Genomic DNA, 17,399 nt, shown 5'->3' on the forward strand with positions numbered 1-17,399 from the left:
CCTGATATACCCGACTGGTTTTTCGTTTCTTTTTAGCACGAGAAAGAGCATCCTGTTGCTCAGCTTGCAGGGAGGATGAAAAATGAGCGATTTGAAGCTTTACACCAACCCCATGTCACGCGGACGCATTGCGCGCTGGATGTTAGAGGAAATAGGTAAACCCTACGATGTAGAAATCCTCGACTTTGGCCCCCCCATGAAAGGGCCAGATTACTGCTCCATCAACCCAATGGGCAAAGTGCCTGCAATTCGCCACGGCAAGGATATCGTGACAGAAGTTGCAGCCATCTGTGCCTATCTTGCAACCACATTCCCAGAAGCTGGTCTCGCCCCGCATCCTGACGAGCGTGCCGATTTCTATCGTTGGCTTTTCTTCACATCGGGCCCGGTCGAAGCCGCTCTATCCAATCACGCGCTGGGTTATGAAGTGCCAGCCGACAAACAGGGCATGGTGGGTTATGGCAATTACGATACCGTCGTGAATACGCTCGACAAAGCCATTTCCCGTCACCCTTATATTACCGGCTCACGCTTCACCGCAGCCGACGTCTATGTCGGCTCACATGTTGGCTGGGGTTTGCGCTTTGGCACATTACCAGCAAAACCTGCCTTTACGGCCTATTGGGATCGTTTGAAAGATCGCCCCGCCCTGAAACGCGCCAATGAGTTGGATGACGCCGCAGCAGCGGCTCGAAACAATATCTAAAGCTGAAAAGCCTTGGCAAAAGCCTGAGCCCCGATGGGTGAGAAAGCAATAACGCGGCCTTCTTCCCGACGCGCCCAGCCTTTATCGATGAAGTTTTTCAGGAGTGCCGCGCCAAGTGCCCCGCCAAGATGGTTGCGCCTTTCGCTCCAGTCGAGGCAGTGACGGCAAAGCGGTCGTTTGCCCTTTTGCAGCATATCCACATCAATGCCGAGGCAAGAGAAGAATGACTTCCCTTCATCGGTGAGCAGAGGTTCACCGGCATCATCGATCAGACCAAGTCTGTGGGATGCGTCGAGCATTTCAACGCCGCGCTCGCCTGCCAGATGATCGTAACAAATTCGCGCCTTACGCAGTGCATTGTCTTTAGGACCAGTACGAACACGCACTGCGCCAGTGCGTTGTGCAAGGCCCATAAGTCCTTCCAGAACCTGCGCCACATCCGTGCCTGAAAGCCTGAAATAACGGTGCCTGCCCTGCTTTTCGGCTACGAGCAAATTGGCTGCATCGAGCTTTGAGAGATGCCCGCTGGCTGTCTGAATCGTCACGCCTGCTGCTGCTGCAAGTTCGCTTACCGTCAAAGCACGCCCGTCCATCAGCGCGGTCAGCATGTTTGCGCGCGCCGGATCACCCAGCAGGGATGCAACTGAAGCTATGATCGGTCCGTCTTTCATACTTCGATGCTAACCGAAGCATGGATGCATTTCAATAGGCTAAACAGTCTCCACCAAATCCACCAACTCAGGAGACGACGATGATTACCTGCTTTATCCGCTATCAGATCGACCCGTACAAAGCAGAAGCTTTCGCGGAATATGCGCGCAATTGGGGACAAGCAAGCCCACGTTGCGGCGCGAACCTGATTGGTTATTTCGGTCCGCATGAGGGTTCAACTACTACGGCCTATGGCGTCTATTCCGTCGAAGATCTTGCCGCCTATGAAGCATTTCGTGCGCGACTTGCATCTGATCCAATCGGTCAGGCAAATTATGATTTTGCAAAACGCGAACAGTTTATCCGCTCGGAAGAGCGTATCTTTCTCAAGCTGCAATCGGCCCCACATGCGGAGTTTATCAAGCCATGATCGCTGTTATTTTTGAAGTCTGGCCTGCGGATGATGAGCGGCGCGAGCAATATCTTGATATCGCGGCAAGCCTGCGCGCTGATCTGGTCAAAATCGATGGTTTCATATCCATCGAGCGCTTTCAAAGTCTGGTTGAACCAGAAAAATTGCTGTCGCTCTCCTTCTGGCGTGACGAAGAAGCTGTCAAACAGTGGCGCAACTTGCCCACTCATCGGATCGCACAGGCAAAGGGACGAGGTGGTGTCTTTGAAAACTACCGCTTGCGCATTGCAGAGGTCTCACGCGATTATGGTCTCGATGAACGTGAAGAAGCTCCCGACGATAGTCGGAATGCGCATGCTGCATAAAGAAAAAGGCCGGGAAAACCCGGCCTTCTGCAGTTCTAATCTAAGTACAATCAGACGATCAGCGCTTTAACAGCAGCGATTGCTTCGCTTGCCTTCGTGCCATCAGGCCCACCGGCCTGCGCCATGTCCGGACGACCGCCACCGCCGGCACCGCCAAGAGCACCAGATGCAGCACGCACCAGATCAACCGCACTGAAACGGCCAACCAGATCGTCAGTCACAGCAGCAACCGCGCTTGCCTTGCCATCTTCACCGACACCGATGAAGAGAACAACGCCTGAGCCAACCTGCTTTTTGCCTTCGTCAGCAAGTGGCTTGAGATCGCGCGGCGAAACGCCAGTCACAACCTTGCCGAGGAAATTGACGCCATTGACGGTTTCCACAGCACTGCCGCCATCAGACGCACCACCGCTCAGCGCCAGTTGTCTGCGGGCTTCGGTAAGCTCGCGTTCCAGCTTCTTACGCTCATCAACCAGAGCGTTGACACGCTCAAGTGCTTCTGATGGCGTCGTCTTAAGAACACCGGCGATTGCCTTGACGCGCTCGTCCTGCTCTTCGAGGTACAGGCGAGCTGCCTCACCCGTCAGCGCTTCCATACGGCGAACACCGGCAGCGACACCGCTGTCGGACAGAATACGCACGAGGCCAATATCACCCGTCTGACGAACATGCGTGCCGCCGCAAAGCTCAACAGAGTAAGCCTTGCCAGCCTTTTCGCCGTGCGTAGCCGTCCCCATTGAAACAACACGAACTTCGTCGCCATACTTTTCGCCGAACAGCGCCATTGCACCTTCAGCAATCGCATCATCAACCGCCATCAAACGCGTCGAAACCGGTGCGTTTTGCAGGATGATCTCATTGGCGAGATTTTCAACAGCAGTCAGTTCTTCAGCCGAAATTGGCTTTGGATGCGAGAAGTCGAAACGCAGACGATCGGGAGCAACGAGCGAACCCTTCTGAGCGACATGTGAGCCGAGCGTTTCGCGCAGCGCTTCATGCAGAAGATGGGTTGCCGAGTGATTGGAGCGAATGCGTGTACGACGCACGGCGTCTACCTTCAATTCGACTGCATCGCCGACCTTGGCCGAACCTTTGGTGACTTGGCCGGTATGAACGAAAACGCCCTCGCCCTTCTTCTGCGTGTCTTTGATCGTGATTGCAAAGCCTTCGCCGGAAATCGTTCCGGTATCGCCCTGCTGACCACCGGACTCGCCGTAGAAGGGTGTCTGATTAACGATGACAGAAACGGTTTCGCCTTCCGCAGCCGATGCAACCTCTGCACCGTCACGGACAAGCGCAGTGATCACACCTTCAGCGCTTTCGGTTTCATAACCAAGGAATTCGGTCGCGCCGACCTTATCCTTGATACCGAACCAGATGGTTTCAGTGGCAGCTTCGCCCGAACCAGTCCAGTTGGCGCGTGCTTCTGCCTTCTGGCGTTCCATGGCGACATTGAAACCGTCGGTATCGACTGTCACACCGCGCTGGCGCAGTGCATCCTGTGTAAGATCAAGCGGAAAGCCGTAGGTGTCGTAAAGCTTGAAAGCCGTCTCGCCATCAAGGCGATCACCTTCAACCAGGCTTTCCGAAGCATCGGAAAGCAAACCAAGACCGCGTTCCAGCGTCTTGCGGAAACGAGTTTCTTCAAGCTTGAGGGTTTCAGAGATCAATGCTTCAGCGCGGATCAGTTCCGGATAGGCCTGTCCCATTTCGCGGATGAGCGCTGGCAGCAGACGCCACATCAATGGCTCTTTTGCGCCGAGCAGCTGCGCATGACGCATAGCGCGGCGCATGATGCGGCGCAGCACGTAGCCACGGCCTTCATTCGATGGCAGAACGCCATCGGCAATCAGGAAGCTCGATGCACGCAGGTGATCAGCGATAACGCGATGGCTCGCACGGAAATCGCCTTCAGCCTTAACGCCAGTTGCGTCCTCCGATGCGCGGATCAATGCCTTGAAAAGATCGATATCGTAATTGTCATGTACGCCCTGCAGAACAGCTGCAACGCGCTCCAGGCCCATTCCCGTATCAATCGACGGGCGTGGCAGATCGATGCGCTGCTCCGGAGAGAGCTGCTCGAACTGCATGAAAACGAGGTTCCATATCTCGATGAACCGATCGCCGTCTTCATCTGCTGATCCAGGAGGGCCGCCCCAGATATGATCGCCGTGATCGTAGAAGATTTCCGAGCAAGGACCGCAAGGTCCGGTATCACCCATCGCCCAGAAATTGTCGCTCGTCGCAATGCGGATAATGCGATCATCCGAAAGACCGGCAATCTTCTTCCAGAAATTCGCGGCAGCATCATCGGTGTGATAAACGGTGACCAGCAGCTTGTCCTTGTTCAGGCCAAACTCCTTTGTGATCAGGTTCCAGGCATGACTGATCGCTTCTTCCTTGAAGTAATCGCCAAAGGAGAAATTGCCGAGCATCTCAAAGAAAGTGTGGTGACGAGCTGTGTAGCCGACATTGTCCAGATCGTTGTGCTTACCGCCAGCGCGCACGCATTTCTGCGAAGTGGTCGCACGGCTGTATGGACGCTGTTCAAGACCAGTAAAAACGTTCTTGAACTGCACCATGCCCGCATTGGTGAACATCAGCGTTGGATCGTTGCGCGGCACCAACGGGCTTGATGAAACAACCTCGTGTCCGTTCTTACGGAAATAGTCGAGGAATGTGGACCTTATCTCGTTGACGCCAGCCATAATTCACCCTTGGACATTTTCTGCCCTACATGAGACACACCTTTCAACAAGGCGCATCGATTATCTTTTCACCACCCGCAAGGTTGCAACGATGTCCGGCATTTTCATGCCGCCACGCTTCGACTGCCCGATCATGGAAAGTCCGTGAGGTGGAGTTTCGGTTGACCGCTTTTAACGGGGCACCGCTTTTCTGTCCAGATAAGCAGTGTGCGCTATAAAAGCAATTTCTCCCGGAAAATATGAAAATGACGACTATGCAACAGTGTTCATAGCATTCCCAGCAAAAGTGCGAAGCGGTTTTTCGAAGGATAATGCTCAAAAACAAATAGTTACAGCAGTTTCAGCGATTCAGTCTTAACTGAAGCCGCTGTAAGCTAAAAAACCAAAAGCCCTGCGCATAGCGCAGGGCTTTCTTCTGTTTCGTCATCAGACGAATTTTACATTTCTGCGGCTTCCGGACCATCATCCGCTTCCGGTCCACCATCTTCAAGGAACTGCTCGGCAATCAAGCCTGCATTCTGACGGAGCGTCGTCTCGATCTCTTTCGCGACTTCCGGATTATCCTTGAGATATTGCTTGGCATTTTCACGGCCCTGCCCCAGACGCTGGGAATTATAGGAGAACCAAGCGCCCGATTTCTCAACAACACCGGCTTTAACGCCAAGATCGACCAATTCGCCCATCTTGGAAACGCCCGCGCCATACATGATATCGAATTCAACCTGCTTGAATGGAGGTGCAAGCTTGTTCTTGACCACCTTCACGCGGGTCTGATTGCCCACAACCTCGTCACGCTCCTTGATCGAACCAATACGGCGAATATCGAGACGCACCGATGCGTAGAACTTGAGCGCATTACCGCCAGTCGTCGTTTCAGGCGAACCGAACATGACACCGATCTTCATACGAATCTGATTGATGAAGATCACCATGCAGTTCGAACGCGAGATCGAAGCCGTGAGCTTGCGCAATGCCTGGCTCATCAATCGCGCCTGAAGACCAGGCAAGGAATCGCCCATTTCACCTTCGATTTCGGCGCGTGGCGTCAGAGCTGCGACCGAGTCGATAACCAGAACATCAATTGCGCCAGACCGCACAAGCGTATCCGTGATTTCAAGCGCCTGCTCACCAGTATCAGGCTGCGAGATCAGCAGGTTCTCAAGATCGACCCCAAGCTTGCGGGCATAGACCGGATCAAGAGCATGTTCCGCATCCACAAATGCGCAGATACCGCCCTTTTTCTGAGCTTCTGCAATCGTGTGGAGTGCAAGCGTCGTCTTACCCGAGCTTTCCGGACCATAAATTTCTACGATACGTCCCTTGGGCAGACCGCCGACGCCCAATGCAATATCGAGAGAAAGCGAACCGGTCGACACCGTTTCAATCTCTACTACCTGATCATTCTGACCAAGGCGCATGATCGAGCCTTTGCCGAACGCCCGTTCGATCTGCGACAGAGCCGCATCGAGAGCCTTTGTCTTGTCCACTGAATTTTCCTCAACAAGTCGCAATGAATTCTGAGACATCTTACACCATCCTCTTGTCTCGCTAGAAGCCCGGTGGGCTCATTGCCGATATCTATTTGTATCCGTTTTGTTCTCATTTTGCAATATGGTCAAGACATTGATTTCGATAGATTTAATATTTTTGTTCTATTATTGTTCCTATGCATTAGGAACTTGTAATTTGTAAGACTGTCCACGCTTTAGTTCTAAAAAAGTGTAGCCGAACCATTCGATTCGCAATCTACGCATAGAAAACGCAGCCCTTCTTACGAAGAGCTGCGTCACAATACGGATCAAATCCGATTCTCTAATTTAGGAGCTAGCACCACGTAGCGGTGAAATCTGTATTTCTACGCGACGATTCTGCGCGCGTCCGTCCGACGTTGCGTTGGTTGCAACCGGCTGGCTTGCGCCCAAACCGATGACCGCAAAGCGACGTGGATCGATACCCTGCGAACCAAGATAGCTTGCAACAGAAGAAGCACGGCGCTGCGACAGACCCTGATTGTAGCTTGCGCTACCAGTCGAGTCCGTGTGACCGATAACGTCGACAAGAGTCTGATTGAACTTGCGCAGCACGATCGCAACGGAATTAAGCGTTGGGTAGAACTGGCTCTTAACCTGATCCTGATCCGTGTCGAAAGTGATGGCCGATGGCATGTTCAGGATGATCTGATCGCCATTACGGGTAACTGAAACGCCGGTTCCCTGCAGCTGATTTCGCAACTCGGATTCCTGACGATCCATGTAATTTCCGATAGCGCCGCCACCGAGCGCACCAATACCTGCGCCGATCAGAACAGCGTTACGCTGTGCACGGCTGGAACCGCCAACCATCAGTCCGCCGAGAGCGCCGACAGCCGCACCAATTGCAGCACCGCCAGCGGTGTTAGACACCTTCTGATCGCCGGTATATGGATCGGTGGTGCAGCCTGCCAGAAATGTGGCACCGATAAGGGCAATCCCGATTTTTTTCAGCATGTATAGGTTATCCTCAATTGTCGATTCGTCGCGAATGATAACTTCGATTAAGGCCGGATGGTGTTTTTAAATCCCCATCCGCGACTTTTAAAACGCGTTTTGTTCTGATTGCAACAGATCACCGACCATTTGATCGCCACGCCTTACCCAATACGCCCACAGGAACGCAACTGTGTGGCGTAGCGATTGGCCATCGACTGCGCGCGTTTCGCACCGTTCAACGCGGTTGCGTTGCCGCGCCAGACACCACGCGAATAGCCGCCGTGACCGGAATAATAAGCGAGATACAGGCTGTAAGCATCGGCCCGGTTAATGCCGTTCTTCTGATAGCTCTGATAGTGATACCAGCCGATGAAATGAATAGCATCGCCGAAATTGCTTCGTGATGCAGTCCAGCGTCCAGTCTCCCGTTTATAACGATCCCACGTTCCATTGAGCGCCTGCGAATAGCCATAGGCAGTGGAAGCGCGCTTCCATGGAATGAAACCAAGCAGTTTGGTGCGCGGCGGACGCGCATAAGGGCGGAAACCAGATTCAGTGTATATCGTCGCCATAAGAACATGGACAGGCACGCCGAACTCACGCGAAGTGCGGGTCGCGTCCTTCTGCCAATTATTTATCCAGCCGTCGCGTTGATCAAAGACTGCGCAAACATTGCTGACCTGCCGTGGGGCGGTCGCGCAGCCACCAAGAATAACGAGCGCGACGAGAAACAAAACGCGCGTCATGGGGAAACCTCGTTGCTTTTAAAAATTGATAAAACGTAAATATTAAAGAGGAATTAAATTAAAGCGTTGATTTTATTATGGTTACTGTAACATTTATCGCCACTTCTCAAGGTTGTCGGGTTGTTGAAATCATTGATAAATCATCCCCTGGCCTAGCCTGTGGAATACGACTGGCGATTGTGTCTTACTGCAGTTCACCGTACGCGATGAAGGCCGAATTGTGACTTCAGTTATCTCGGTAACGACTTGAGCCGTTGAATAAGGTGCGATGCAGGCGGCATTTCGCTATAAAAGGCACGATTAGAGCGCATCCCGAAAAGTGTGAAACGGTTTTCGGAAAAGATGCGCATAAAAACAAATGATTAGAGCGCCGATCTGATCCAATCAGATCGAAACGCGCTCTAAGCGGGCTGGAGGAACCTAAATGAACGTTCAAATGCTTCGCGACGCTTACACGAGATATATTTCCTGCCTCAATGCCCAGGATTGGCAGTCGCTACATCATTTCGTTGCAGAAACAGCCCAGCATAACGGCCGACATTTGGGTGTAGCCGGATATCTGGAAATGCTTATCCGCGATTATCAGCAGATACCTGATCTCCACTTCAACATCGGATTGCTGGTAGTCGAACCGCCAACCCTGGCCAGCCGTCTTGATTTTGACTGCACGCCAGCCGGAAGTTTTCTCAGTCTGCCGGTCAACGGCAAAAAAATCCAGTTTTCGGAGAATGTTTTCTACGAATTCGTCGATTACAAAATCGACAAAGTTTGGTCCATCATCGATAAATCAGCCATCGAAGCACAGTTGTCGTTGTAGTTTCAGCGCCGACCTTGGCGTTCCGCTCGAAGACGTGACCAGTAATCGAGCCTTTTGCGAATTTCCCGTTCAAAACCACGTTCCGGCGGATCATAGAAAACCTGCCGTCCCATCGCCTCTGGGAAATAATCCTGACCTGAGAACGCATCCGGCTGATCGTGGTCATAGGCATAACCATCGCCATAGCCTTCATTCTTCATCAGCTTCGTCGGCGCGTTTAGAATATGCTTGGGCGGAAGCAGTGAGCCATTTTCCTTCGCCGCACGCATAGAGGCTTTGTAAGCCATATAAACCGCGTTGGATTTGGGTGCCGTCGCGAGATAAACGCAGGCCTGTGCCAAAGCGAGTTCACCTTCGGGCGAACCAAGATAGTCATAGGCATCCTTCGCAGCATTGCAGATCGCAAGCGCTTGTGGATCGGCAAGACCAATATCTTCCACAGCCATCCGAACCAGCCGGCGCCCCAGATAAAGCGGGTCCTCGCCTGCATCGAACATGCGGCTGAGATAATAAAGAGCGGCATCAGGATCAGAACCGCGCACGGACTTATGCAGAGCCGAAATCAGGTTGTAATGCCCGTCCTGCCCCTTGTCGTAAACCGGGGCGCGGCGCTGAACCACATCCTGCAGTTTTGCAGCATCAAACACTTCTTCAGGTCGGGCTGCACGCCACACTTCCTCAGCGAGCGTCAGGGCCGCGCGACCGTCTCCGTCGGCCATGCGAATGAGGCTTGCTCGAGCCTCTTCATCCAGAGGTAACTGACGTTCTTCCTGTTCTTCCGCACGCGTCAGAAGCGTTGCAATGCTTGTGCCATCATGCGGATGAAATGTCAGCACCCTCGCCCGCGACAGCAAAGCGGCATTCAGTTCAAACGAAGGGTTTTCTGTCGTGGCACCAATCAGGATAACCGTGCCATCTTCCATTACCGGCAGAAAGCTGTCCTGCTGAGCGCGGTTGAAGCGATGAATTTCGTCCACAAACAGCAGGGTCTGACGGCCCGACATGCGCCGCGCACGTGCAGATTCAAACACCTTTTTCAGATCAGCCACACCCGAAAAAATTGCGGAAATCTGTTCAAAGGCAAGTTCGGTTTCGCCAGCAAGCAGCCGTGCAACGGTTGTCTTGCCAGTTCCCGGTGGCCCCCAGAAAATCATGGACCCAAGCGAACCGGATGCAATCATACGCGTGAGAATACCTTCCGGCCCGCTCAGGTGTTCCTGACCGGTTACTTCCGACAGATGACGCGGACGCAAGCGATCAGCGAGTGGCCTGTTACGGTCCGCATTCGGATCAGATGCAGTGGAGAATAGATCACTCATTTTGCGTCGCTCAATGTCAGAAAAGCAAATGTCGTTTCAGGCATAGTCCCGCCTGAAACGACATGCAACTGTTTGGGACGGTGTATTAGAGCGCATCCCGAAAAGGGTGAAACGTTTTTCGGAAAAGATGCGCGCTAAAACAAATATTTAGAGCGCCGATCTGATCCAATCAGATCGAAACGCGCTCTAGCGCACAAACTGGCGGATCAATGCACCATTGCGTTCCACCTCAAGTCGCCATGCCAGACCGCGCCCATTGCTCAATGCAGTCGTCAGATCGTCAATTGTGCGGATCGGATTGCCGTTGATGCCGCGAATAATGTCACGTTGACGCAAACCAAGCCGGGCTGCTTGCGAATTGATAATAACATCCGTGACGATGACGCCGCGTGCGCCATCACGCAGCCGCATCTTGGAAGCCATTGACGGGGTAAGCTCCTCAACCACTGCACCCTCAAACGGGTTGTCCCCTTTGATGGTCTGCTTCTGCTGTGGCTTGGCTTCCGGCTCTTTCGCCAGTTTCACCGGCAGCTTGCTTTCCTCGCCGTTCCTAACGATATCCAGCGTGACGGTATTTCCGATACCTGCTGTCGATAGGCGATAACCAAGCACATCGACATTGTCGGCCCGCACTCCCTGAACCGACATAACTACGTCGCCGACTTTCAGTCCGGCTTCTTCTGCAGGACCACCCTTGATAACAGCTGTCACAAGAACGCCGAACGACTTATCCATGCCGAGACTCTCAGCAACATCGGGCGTAATGTTCTGGAAAGTCGCACCAATAAACGGGCGTTCGAAGCTTGAGCTTCCGCTCAATGCAGCATCAACAACTGCGCGCACCATGTTCGACGGAATGGCAAAGCCAATGCCTACCGAACCACCCGAACGCGAGAAGATTGCCGTATTGATACCAATCAGACGACCGCGCATATCGAGGAGACCACCACCGGAATTACCAGGATTGATCGCGGCATCGGTCTGAATGAAGAAGTCAAAATCTGAAACGCCAACCTGGGTTCGTGACTGGGCCGAAACGATACCACTCGTCACCGTCTGTCCCACCCCGAACGGATTGCCTATCGCCAGAACCAGATCGCCAACCTCAACCTCATCAGAGTTCCCCAGAGCCAATACCGGGAATTTCTCCTTGGCATCAATTTTCAATACAGCAAGATCAGTGGTTTCATCGCGAAGCAGAACCTTGCTCTCAAACTGTCGGCCATCAGAGAGAGCCACCTTGATCTCATCAGCATCCTTGATGACGTGATTATTCGTGACCACAATACCAGATGCATCGACGATGACGCCCGAGCCGAGCGATTGTTCGGTTCGTGATTTGCCGCCACCGCCAAACTGTTTGCCAAAGAATTGTTCGAAAAACGGATCGCCGGCAAACGGTGATTGCTGCTGCACCTGTCGTGCTGCATAGACATTGACAACCGCTGGTGCCGTTTCCTTAACAAGAGGTGCGAAGGAAAGCTGCATATCCGCGCGACTAAGAGGTATCTGTTTGCCCTGAGCAGGAACAGCAGTTTCCTGAGCGATCACAGGCAACGTGACCATGCTGATCGAAGCAAGAACCAGACCCGTAATCCCATAACGTCGCCAATTCATTCGCAAACTCCAGTTTCCTTAATCCAGCTCCGATTCCTCGGAGCCATTATCGGCAATATGGAGGTAACAAAGCCAAGTATAAAGGGCTGGAATATGGCAAAGCGCATTACAGCTTCGCAATGAATTATGGCACGCCAATAAGCGCTCCATAATAGTCAGATCAAAATGCGCTCTAAACGCAAAAAAAGGGCCACACGAGGCGGCCCTTTTTTATTCAATGCGAAGCGTAAGATTACGCTGCGTCTGCTTCTGCAGCGGCTTCAGCTTCAACGCGCGCGCGATCAGCTTTGCCCTTGGCATCTACATCGCGCTCAACGAATTCGACAACTGCCATTGGTGCATTGTCACCAGTGCGGAAGCCTGCCTTCATGATGCGGATGTAGCCGCCGTTACGGGTTGCGTAACGAGTAGCAAGTGTGTCGAACAGCTTAGCAACGAGCTGTACGTCGCGGATGGCGGAAATCGCCTGACGACGTGCATGCAGGTCACCGCGCTTGCCGAGGGTGACAAGCTTTTCTACGATTGGACGGATTTCCTTAGCTTTAGGAAGCGTGGTCACAATCTGTTCATGCTCGATGAGCGAAGCCGCCATGTTGGCGAACATTGCCTTGCGATGCGAGGCAGTGCGGTTCAGCTTACGCTGTCCATTACCGTGGCGCATGGCCTTCTCCTTTAATTCGTAACGTACCGGGATATGCCGGTCTTAATATTGGTCTTCGTAGCGCTTGGCGAGATCTTCGATGTTTTCTGGCGGCCAGGCTGGGATTTCCATACCAAGATGGAGACCCATCGACGCCAGAACTTCCTTGATCTCGTTGAGCGACTTGCGGCCGAAATTCGGAGTCCGCAGCATCTCGGCTTCCGTCTTCTGGATCAGATCGCCGATGTAGACGATGTTGTCGTTCTTCAGGCAGTTTGCCGAACGTACAGACAATTCGAGCTCGTCTACCTTCTTGAGCAGAGCCGGGTTGAAAGCCAGTTCCGCAACTTGTTCCTGCGGAGCTTCCTTCTGTGGCTCTTCGAAGTTGACGAAGACCGCGAGCTGGTCCTGAAGAATGCGCGCTGCATAAGCAACTGCATCTTCACCGCTCACGGAACCATTGGTTTCGATGTTGAGCGTCAGCTTGTCGTAATCGAGAACCTGACCTTCACGGGTGTTCTCAATCTTGTACGATACCTTGCGGATCGGCGAGTAAAGGCTGTCAACCGGAATGAGACCGATTGGAGCATCTTCCGCACGATTACGGTCGGCAGGCACATAGCCCTTACCGGTGTTGACGGTGAATTCCATACGGATTTCAGCGCCTTCATCCAGCGTGCAGATGACGTGATCCGGATTAAGGATCTCGACATCGCCAACAGTCTGAATGTCACCAGCCGTAACAACGCCCGGGCCTTCCTTGCGGACAACCATGCGCTTCGGGCCTTCGCCTTCCATACGGATGGCGATTTCCTTGACGTTCAGAACGATATCCGTGGTGTCTTCGCGGACGCCCGGAATGGAAGAGAATTCATGCAGAACGCCATCGATCTGAATGGCGGTCACGGCAGCGCCGCGCAGCGACGACAGAAGCACGCGACGCAGTGCGTTACCGAGCGTCAGACCAAAACCGCGTTCCAGCGGCTCAGCAACGACGGTTGCAAGCGTGCGAGAGCCGTTGGTGTTGAATTCCACCTTGTTCGGCTTGATCAGTTCCTGCCAGTTCTTCTGGATCATGTGGTTTTCCTCTATCAACCGTCGCTACCATCCTATCGTAGCGATCTTGTGAAGAACCGCAGAGGAGCCCCGGACCTGAATCCGGGGCTCATGCGGCATATAAGTGAAAATCAGACCCGGCGCTTCTTGCGCGGACGGCAACCGTTGTGCGGGATCGGCGTAACATCGCGGATCGACGTAATCACAAAGCCGGCAGCCTGAAGGGCGCGCAGCGCAGATTCACGGCCAGAGCCCGGTCCGCAAACCTCGACTTCGAGGGAGCGCATGCCATGTTCCTGAGCCTTCTTGGCGCAATCTTCAGCAGCGATCTGTGCGGCAAACGGGGTCGACTTACGCGAACCCTTGAAACCCTGAGCACCTGCGGAAGACCAGGCAATCGCATTGCCCTGTGCATCCGTGATGGTGATCATGGTGTTGTTGAACGTCGAATTCACGTGGGCAACGCCCGACGAGATGTTTTTGCGCTCGCGACGGCGAATACGCTGGGCTTCCTTAGCCATGATAGTCCTCTCAAAACTCGATCTCGACACCGCCGTAGTTCCAGCGGCTCCACCGGCCCTTTGATAAGGACCAGCACCGAACCCACCCGTTTATCGGGCAAGCCCGGCAGAACGATTGGTTCTGCCGAAAATTACTTCTTCTTACCTGCGATAGCCTTTGCAGGACCCTTACGGGTGCGTGCATTGGTATGCGTACGCTGACCGCGAACCGGCAGCGAACGACGATGACGCAGACCGCGATAGCAGCCAAGGTCCATCAGGCGCTTAATGTTCATCGAAACTTCACGACGCAGGTCGCCTTCGACCCGGTAGTCAGCATCGATTGCTTCACGGATCTGAAGTACTTCAGCATCCGAAAGCTGGTTCACGCGACGATCGTCAGCAATGCCGACCTTCGTTACGATCTGACGAGCAAATTTTGGTCCAATCCCGTGAATGTACTGAAGCGCAATGATTACGCGCTTGTTCGTCGGGATGTTGACGCCAGCGATACGTGCCACGTCTGTTCTCCTTGAGTTACATAAAAATCCACCTGGCAGATGCGATCAACCAGACAGCATTGTTTGACCGGTCCCGGCCTCTTACTATTTCCGCCAGAACCGACCATTCAAAACCAATTGAAGTGGCGCAGTCTTTGACGGAATCGCCCGAAAAAGTCAACTCTTAACTGTCCGTAAAGTCACCATAGCGACCTTGCAGACATTAAAAGCAACTTTTGGAAGCAATAAACGGACAGAAAAACATCAAATGTCCCTCTGTCCGCAATTCTCAATGATTCAAATGAGCCTTAAACCGGCCCATTTCATGCAGGAACAAGAATTCTCTCGATCTCTGCGGTAACTTCCTCAACCGGGGCCATACCATTAATGACCCGGAGTTCACCGGTTCCAGCGTAGTAGTTGGAAAGCGGTGAAGTCTTTTCGCGATACTCAATAAGACGCTTACGGAAAGCTTCTGGATTGTCGTCGGAGCGAACCTGACCACCCTTAGCAATCGTTTCAGCCACCCGGTTCTCCATCCGGTTGACCAATGCATTCTCATCGACCTTCAGCTCGATGACTGCATCAAGCTTAAGACCTTTACCAATGAGCATTTCGCCAAGTGCCTGCGCCTGAGGCACAGTACGAGGGTAACCGTCGAGAATGAAACCGGCTGCGCAATCTGGCGCATCAATGCGCTCGGATACGATCTGATTTACGATCTCATCGGAAACCAGCTGACCCGCATCCATCACAGCCTTGGCGCGCTTCCCGATCTCGCTTTGCTGAGCGACTGCTGCACGCAGCATGTCGCCCGTCGAAAGCTGTGGTATTCCATGCTTCTTGGTAAGAAGTCCAGCCTGCGTCCCCTTACCTGCTCCGGGCGGCCCAAGAAGTATCAGTCTCATTTACTACGTTTCCCACCTCTGAGTTTGGACTTCTTGATCAACCCTTCATACTGATGGGCAACAAGATGTCCCTGAATTTGCGCAACCGTATCGAGCGTTACGCTGACCACGATCAGCAGCGAAGTACCGCCAAGATAGAATGGTACGCCGGTCGCAGAAATCAGGAATTCCGGCAGAAGACAGACAAGCACGATATAGATGGCGCCGACAACCGTAATGCGTGTCAACACATAGTCTATGTACTCTGCTGTACGTTCACCCGGGCGGATACCCGGAATAAAGCCGGAATGCTTCTTGAGCTGGTCTGCCGTGTCCTTGGGATTGAACACGATGGCCGTATAGAAGAAGCAGAAGAATGCCATCAGTGCAGCATAGAACAGCATGTAAAGCGGCTGACCATGGCCGAGAGCATTCAGAATGGTCGTACCCCAGGCCGGCATTTCAGCCGTATTTGCGAAACCTGCAACAGTCGCAGGCAAAAGCAGAAGCGACGAAGCAAAGATCGGAGGGATAACACCAGCAGTATTCAGCTTGAGCGGCAAGTGCGATGTATCGCCCTGGAACATGCGGTTGCCAACCTGGCGCTTCGGATACTGGATCAGAAGGCGACGCTGTGCACGTTCAACAAAGACGATGATCGCAATAAGCGCGACAGCCAAAACGATAACGCCAAGGATAAGACCAGTGGACAAAGCGCCCGTGCGGCCCAGTTCCAGCGTACCGGAAATAGCATGAGGAAGGTTTGCGACAATACCGGCGAAGATAATGAGCGAAATACCGTTACCGATACCGCGCGCAGTGATCTGCTCGCCGAGCCACATCAGGAACATCGTACCGCCAACGAGCGTGATGACCGATGAAACCAGGAACATTGGTCCAGGATTTGTAACAATGCCGTTACCCGACTGAAGACCAACAGAAATCGCGTAAGCCTGCACGAGTGCGAGAAGCACTGTACCGTAGCGCGTGTACTGATTGATGATCTTACGGCCGGATTCGCCTTCCTTCTTCAGCGCTTCAAGAGACGGAACAACCGACGTCATGAGCTGCACGATGATGGAAGCGGAAATGTAGGGCATGATGCCAAGTGCGAAAATGGCCATACGACCAACAGCACCACCGGCGAACATGTTGAAAAGCCCAAGAACACCCTGGCTATGCTGCTGGAATGCCTGCGCAAGCGCTTCAGGATTGATCCCGGGAAGCGGAATATACGTTCCAAACCGGTACACGAGCAGAGCGCCCAATGTGAACCAGATACGCTTCTTAAGTTCTTCCGCCTTCGAGAAAGCCGAAAAATTGAGATTGGAAACTAGCTGTTCAGCAGCCGATGCCATTAAATTTCTCCGGTGAAAAGTCTCCGGCCCTCCCCCTCTGCCGATACGAATCCCTGAGACCCGCACCCTCAGACAAAGAAGACCCTACCCAGATATGCGCATTGGCATAAAGGTGCAAGCGGCGGCACTAGGGCCGCCGCTTTTTATTTTGTATATCGAAGTCTTATTCAGCAGCTGCTTCGGGAAGCTTGACGCTACCACCGACCTTTTCGATCTTTTCGATCGCAGCCTTGGAAGCTCCAGCAACGTCGAACGCTACCTTAGCCTTCAGTTCGCCATCCGAAAGGATACGAACGCCGTCCAGAGCGCGACGAATCACGCCTGCAGCCTTCAGCGACTCGAGGTTCACCACCGCCTTTGCATCCAGCTTGCCTGCATCGATCGCAGCCTGAACACGGCCGAGCGATACAACGTTAAAGCTCTTTGCAAAGATGTTGGTGAAGCCACGCTTCGGAAGACGGCGGTAGATTGGCATCTGGCCGCCTTCAAAGCCGTTGATCGCTACGCCAGAACGGGACTTCTGTCCCTTGACGCCGCGGCCAGCGGTCTTGCCGGTGCCGGAGCCGATACCACGGCCTACGCGCTTGCGCGCCTTTACAGAACCTGGCTTATCACGCAGATCATTGAGTTTCATGTCTCTATCCCCTGC

General features: G+C 53.3%; 18 protein-coding genes. 4 read left to right on the forward strand and 14 right to left on the reverse strand.

Annotation, left to right across the window (positions count from 1 at the left end; genetic code table 11):
- Window positions 1-82 precede the first annotated feature (82 nt).
- The gene (locus C9380_RS07125) at window positions 83-706 is read left to right on the forward strand and encodes a glutathione S-transferase family protein (protein WP_128093288.1); all 624 of its coding nucleotides are present in this window, start codon (window positions 83-85) and stop codon (window positions 704-706) included.
- Here the strand turns inward: C9380_RS07125 and C9380_RS07130 are convergent.
- Window positions 703-1,377, reverse strand: a complete 675-nt coding sequence (locus tag C9380_RS07130) for an ArsR/SmtB family transcription factor (RefSeq protein ID WP_128093289.1) — start codon at window positions 1,375-1,377, stop codon at window positions 703-705. The genes C9380_RS07125 and C9380_RS07130 overlap by 4 nt on opposite strands.
- Before the next feature lie 80 nt (window positions 1,378-1,457).
- Here C9380_RS07130 and C9380_RS07135 point away from each other — a divergent pair, with 80 nt between their 5' ends.
- A complete protein-coding gene (locus C9380_RS07135) occupies window positions 1,458-1,787 on the forward strand; it encodes an NIPSNAP family protein (RefSeq protein WP_100558861.1) in 330 nt (109 codons plus the stop codon).
- Window positions 1,784-2,134, forward strand: a complete 351-nt coding sequence (locus tag C9380_RS07140; RefSeq protein ID WP_100558860.1) for an antibiotic biosynthesis monooxygenase family protein — start codon at window positions 1,784-1,786, stop codon at window positions 2,132-2,134. The genes C9380_RS07135 and C9380_RS07140 overlap by 4 nt, the downstream gene beginning before the upstream one ends.
- A gap of 50 nt (window positions 2,135-2,184) precedes the next feature.
- On the opposite strand, the gene alaS is transcribed toward C9380_RS07140, so the two are convergent.
- The 4 genes from alaS to C9380_RS07160 form a co-directional block, all read right to left on the reverse strand.
- A complete protein-coding gene (gene alaS / locus C9380_RS07145; protein WP_105705833.1) occupies window positions 2,185-4,842 on the reverse strand; it encodes an alanine--tRNA ligase in 2,658 nt (885 codons plus the stop codon).
- Window positions 4,843-5,279: 437 nt separating this feature from the next.
- Window positions 5,280-6,368, reverse strand: a complete 1,089-nt coding sequence (gene recA, locus C9380_RS07150) for a recombinase RecA (protein WP_024897036.1) — start codon at window positions 6,366-6,368, stop codon at window positions 5,280-5,282.
- A gap of 291 nt (window positions 6,369-6,659) precedes the next feature.
- Entirely contained in the window at window positions 6,660-7,328 is a 669-nt protein-coding gene (locus C9380_RS07155; protein WP_024897035.1) for a YiaD family glycine zipper/OmpA-like lipoprotein, read from the reverse strand.
- A gap of 143 nt (window positions 7,329-7,471) precedes the next feature.
- Complete coding sequence (locus tag C9380_RS07160) at window positions 7,472-8,056, reverse strand: transglycosylase SLT domain-containing protein (protein ID WP_024897034.1); 585 nt, start codon at window positions 8,054-8,056, stop codon at window positions 7,472-7,474.
- Window positions 8,057-8,480: 424 nt separating this feature from the next.
- Here C9380_RS07160 and C9380_RS07165 point away from each other — a divergent pair, with 424 nt between their 5' ends.
- Window positions 8,481-8,873, forward strand: a complete 393-nt coding sequence (locus C9380_RS07165) for an ester cyclase (RefSeq protein ID WP_024897033.1) — start codon at window positions 8,481-8,483, stop codon at window positions 8,871-8,873.
- 2 nt (window positions 8,874-8,875) lie between these two features.
- On the opposite strand, the gene C9380_RS07170 is transcribed toward C9380_RS07165, so the two are convergent.
- The 9 genes from C9380_RS07170 to rplO all read right to left on the reverse strand — a co-directional run bounded on the left by C9380_RS07170 (window position 8,876) and on the right by rplO (window position 17,384).
- Window positions 8,876-10,192 (reverse strand): replication-associated recombination protein A, encoded by a 1,317-nt coding sequence (locus C9380_RS07170; RefSeq protein ID WP_024897032.1) that lies wholly within the window; start codon window positions 10,190-10,192, stop codon window positions 8,876-8,878.
- A gap of 186 nt (window positions 10,193-10,378) precedes the next feature.
- Window positions 10,379-11,809 carry a DegQ family serine endoprotease gene (locus tag C9380_RS07175; protein WP_100558857.1) on the reverse strand — a complete coding sequence of 477 codons (1,431 nt, stop codon included), beginning with the start codon at window positions 11,807-11,809 and terminating at the stop codon, window positions 10,379-10,381.
- A 232-nt stretch (window positions 11,810-12,041) separates the two neighbouring features.
- Window positions 12,042-12,470, reverse strand: coding sequence for a 50S ribosomal protein L17 (gene rplQ / locus C9380_RS07180; protein ID WP_024897030.1), 429 nt, complete (start codon window positions 12,468-12,470; stop codon window positions 12,042-12,044).
- A 42-nt stretch (window positions 12,471-12,512) separates the two neighbouring features.
- The gene (locus C9380_RS07185; RefSeq protein ID WP_024897029.1) at window positions 12,513-13,526 is read right to left on the reverse strand and encodes a DNA-directed RNA polymerase subunit alpha; all 1,014 of its coding nucleotides are present in this window, start codon (window positions 13,524-13,526) and stop codon (window positions 12,513-12,515) included.
- Window positions 13,527-13,636: 110 nt separating this feature from the next.
- Window positions 13,637-14,026: a 30S ribosomal protein S11 gene (gene rpsK / locus C9380_RS07190; RefSeq protein WP_024897028.1), complete on the reverse strand. Its 390-nt coding sequence runs from the start codon at window positions 14,024-14,026 to the stop codon at window positions 13,637-13,639.
- A gap of 131 nt (window positions 14,027-14,157) precedes the next feature.
- The gene (rpsM, locus tag C9380_RS07195) at window positions 14,158-14,526 is read right to left on the reverse strand and encodes a 30S ribosomal protein S13 (protein ID WP_024897027.1); all 369 of its coding nucleotides are present in this window, start codon (window positions 14,524-14,526) and stop codon (window positions 14,158-14,160) included.
- Window positions 14,527-14,828: 302 nt separating this feature from the next.
- The gene (locus tag C9380_RS07200) at window positions 14,829-15,413 is read right to left on the reverse strand and encodes an adenylate kinase (RefSeq protein ID WP_024897026.1); all 585 of its coding nucleotides are present in this window, start codon (window positions 15,411-15,413) and stop codon (window positions 14,829-14,831) included.
- A complete protein-coding gene (secY, locus tag C9380_RS07205) occupies window positions 15,410-16,750 on the reverse strand; it encodes a preprotein translocase subunit SecY (RefSeq protein WP_024897025.1) in 1,341 nt (446 codons plus the stop codon). Before secY ends, C9380_RS07200 begins: the two co-directional genes overlap by 4 nt.
- Before the next feature lie 163 nt (window positions 16,751-16,913).
- The gene (rplO, locus tag C9380_RS07210) at window positions 16,914-17,384 is read right to left on the reverse strand and encodes a 50S ribosomal protein L15 (RefSeq protein ID WP_128093290.1); all 471 of its coding nucleotides are present in this window, start codon (window positions 17,382-17,384) and stop codon (window positions 16,914-16,916) included.
- Window positions 17,385-17,399 lie beyond the last annotated feature (15 nt).

The sequence above is a fragment of the Brucella pituitosa genome (assembly GCF_003049685.1).
GTDB classification, from domain to species: domain Bacteria; phylum Pseudomonadota; class Alphaproteobacteria; order Rhizobiales; family Rhizobiaceae; genus Brucella; species Brucella pituitosa.

Coding starts and splice junctions, on each gene's coding strand:
- C9380_RS07125 (WP_128093288.1), top strand. CDS start 83: ATGAGCGATTTGAAGCTTTACACCAACCCCATGTCACGCGGACGCATT.
- C9380_RS07130 (WP_128093289.1), bottom strand. CDS start 1,377: ATGAAAGACGGACCGATCATAGCTTCAGTTGCATCCCTGCTGGGTGAT.
- C9380_RS07135 (WP_100558861.1), top strand. CDS start 1,458: ATGATTACCTGCTTTATCCGCTATCAGATCGACCCGTACAAAGCAGAA.
- C9380_RS07140 (WP_100558860.1), top strand. CDS start 1,784: ATGATCGCTGTTATTTTTGAAGTCTGGCCTGCGGATGATGAGCGGCGC.
- alaS (WP_105705833.1), bottom strand. CDS start 4,842: ATGGCTGGCGTCAACGAGATAAGGTCCACATTCCTCGACTATTTCCGT.
- recA (WP_024897036.1), bottom strand. CDS start 6,368: ATGTCTCAGAATTCATTGCGACTTGTTGAGGAAAATTCAGTGGACAAG.
- C9380_RS07155 (WP_024897035.1), bottom strand. CDS start 7,328: ATGCTGAAAAAAATCGGGATTGCCCTTATCGGTGCCACATTTCTGGCA.
- C9380_RS07160 (WP_024897034.1), bottom strand. CDS start 8,056: ATGACGCGCGTTTTGTTTCTCGTCGCGCTCGTTATTCTTGGTGGCTGC.
- C9380_RS07165 (WP_024897033.1), top strand. CDS start 8,481: ATGAACGTTCAAATGCTTCGCGACGCTTACACGAGATATATTTCCTGC.
- C9380_RS07170 (WP_024897032.1), bottom strand. CDS start 10,192: ATGAGTGATCTATTCTCCACTGCATCTGATCCGAATGCGGACCGTAAC.
- C9380_RS07175 (WP_100558857.1), bottom strand. CDS start 11,809: ATGAATTGGCGACGTTATGGGATTACGGGTCTGGTTCTTGCTTCGATC.
- rplQ (WP_024897030.1), bottom strand. CDS start 12,470: ATGCGCCACGGTAATGGACAGCGTAAGCTGAACCGCACTGCCTCGCAT.
- C9380_RS07185 (WP_024897029.1), bottom strand. CDS start 13,526: ATGATCCAGAAGAACTGGCAGGAACTGATCAAGCCGAACAAGGTGGAA.
- rpsK (WP_024897028.1), bottom strand. CDS start 14,026: ATGGCTAAGGAAGCCCAGCGTATTCGCCGTCGCGAGCGCAAAAACATC.
- C9380_RS07200 (WP_024897026.1), bottom strand. CDS start 15,413: ATGAGACTGATACTTCTTGGGCCGCCCGGAGCAGGTAAGGGGACGCAG.
- secY (WP_024897025.1), bottom strand. CDS start 16,750: ATGGCATCGGCTGCTGAACAGCTAGTTTCCAATCTCAATTTTTCGGCT.
- rplO (WP_128093290.1), bottom strand. CDS start 17,384: ATGAAACTCAATGATCTGCGTGATAAGCCAGGTTCTGTAAAGGCGCGC.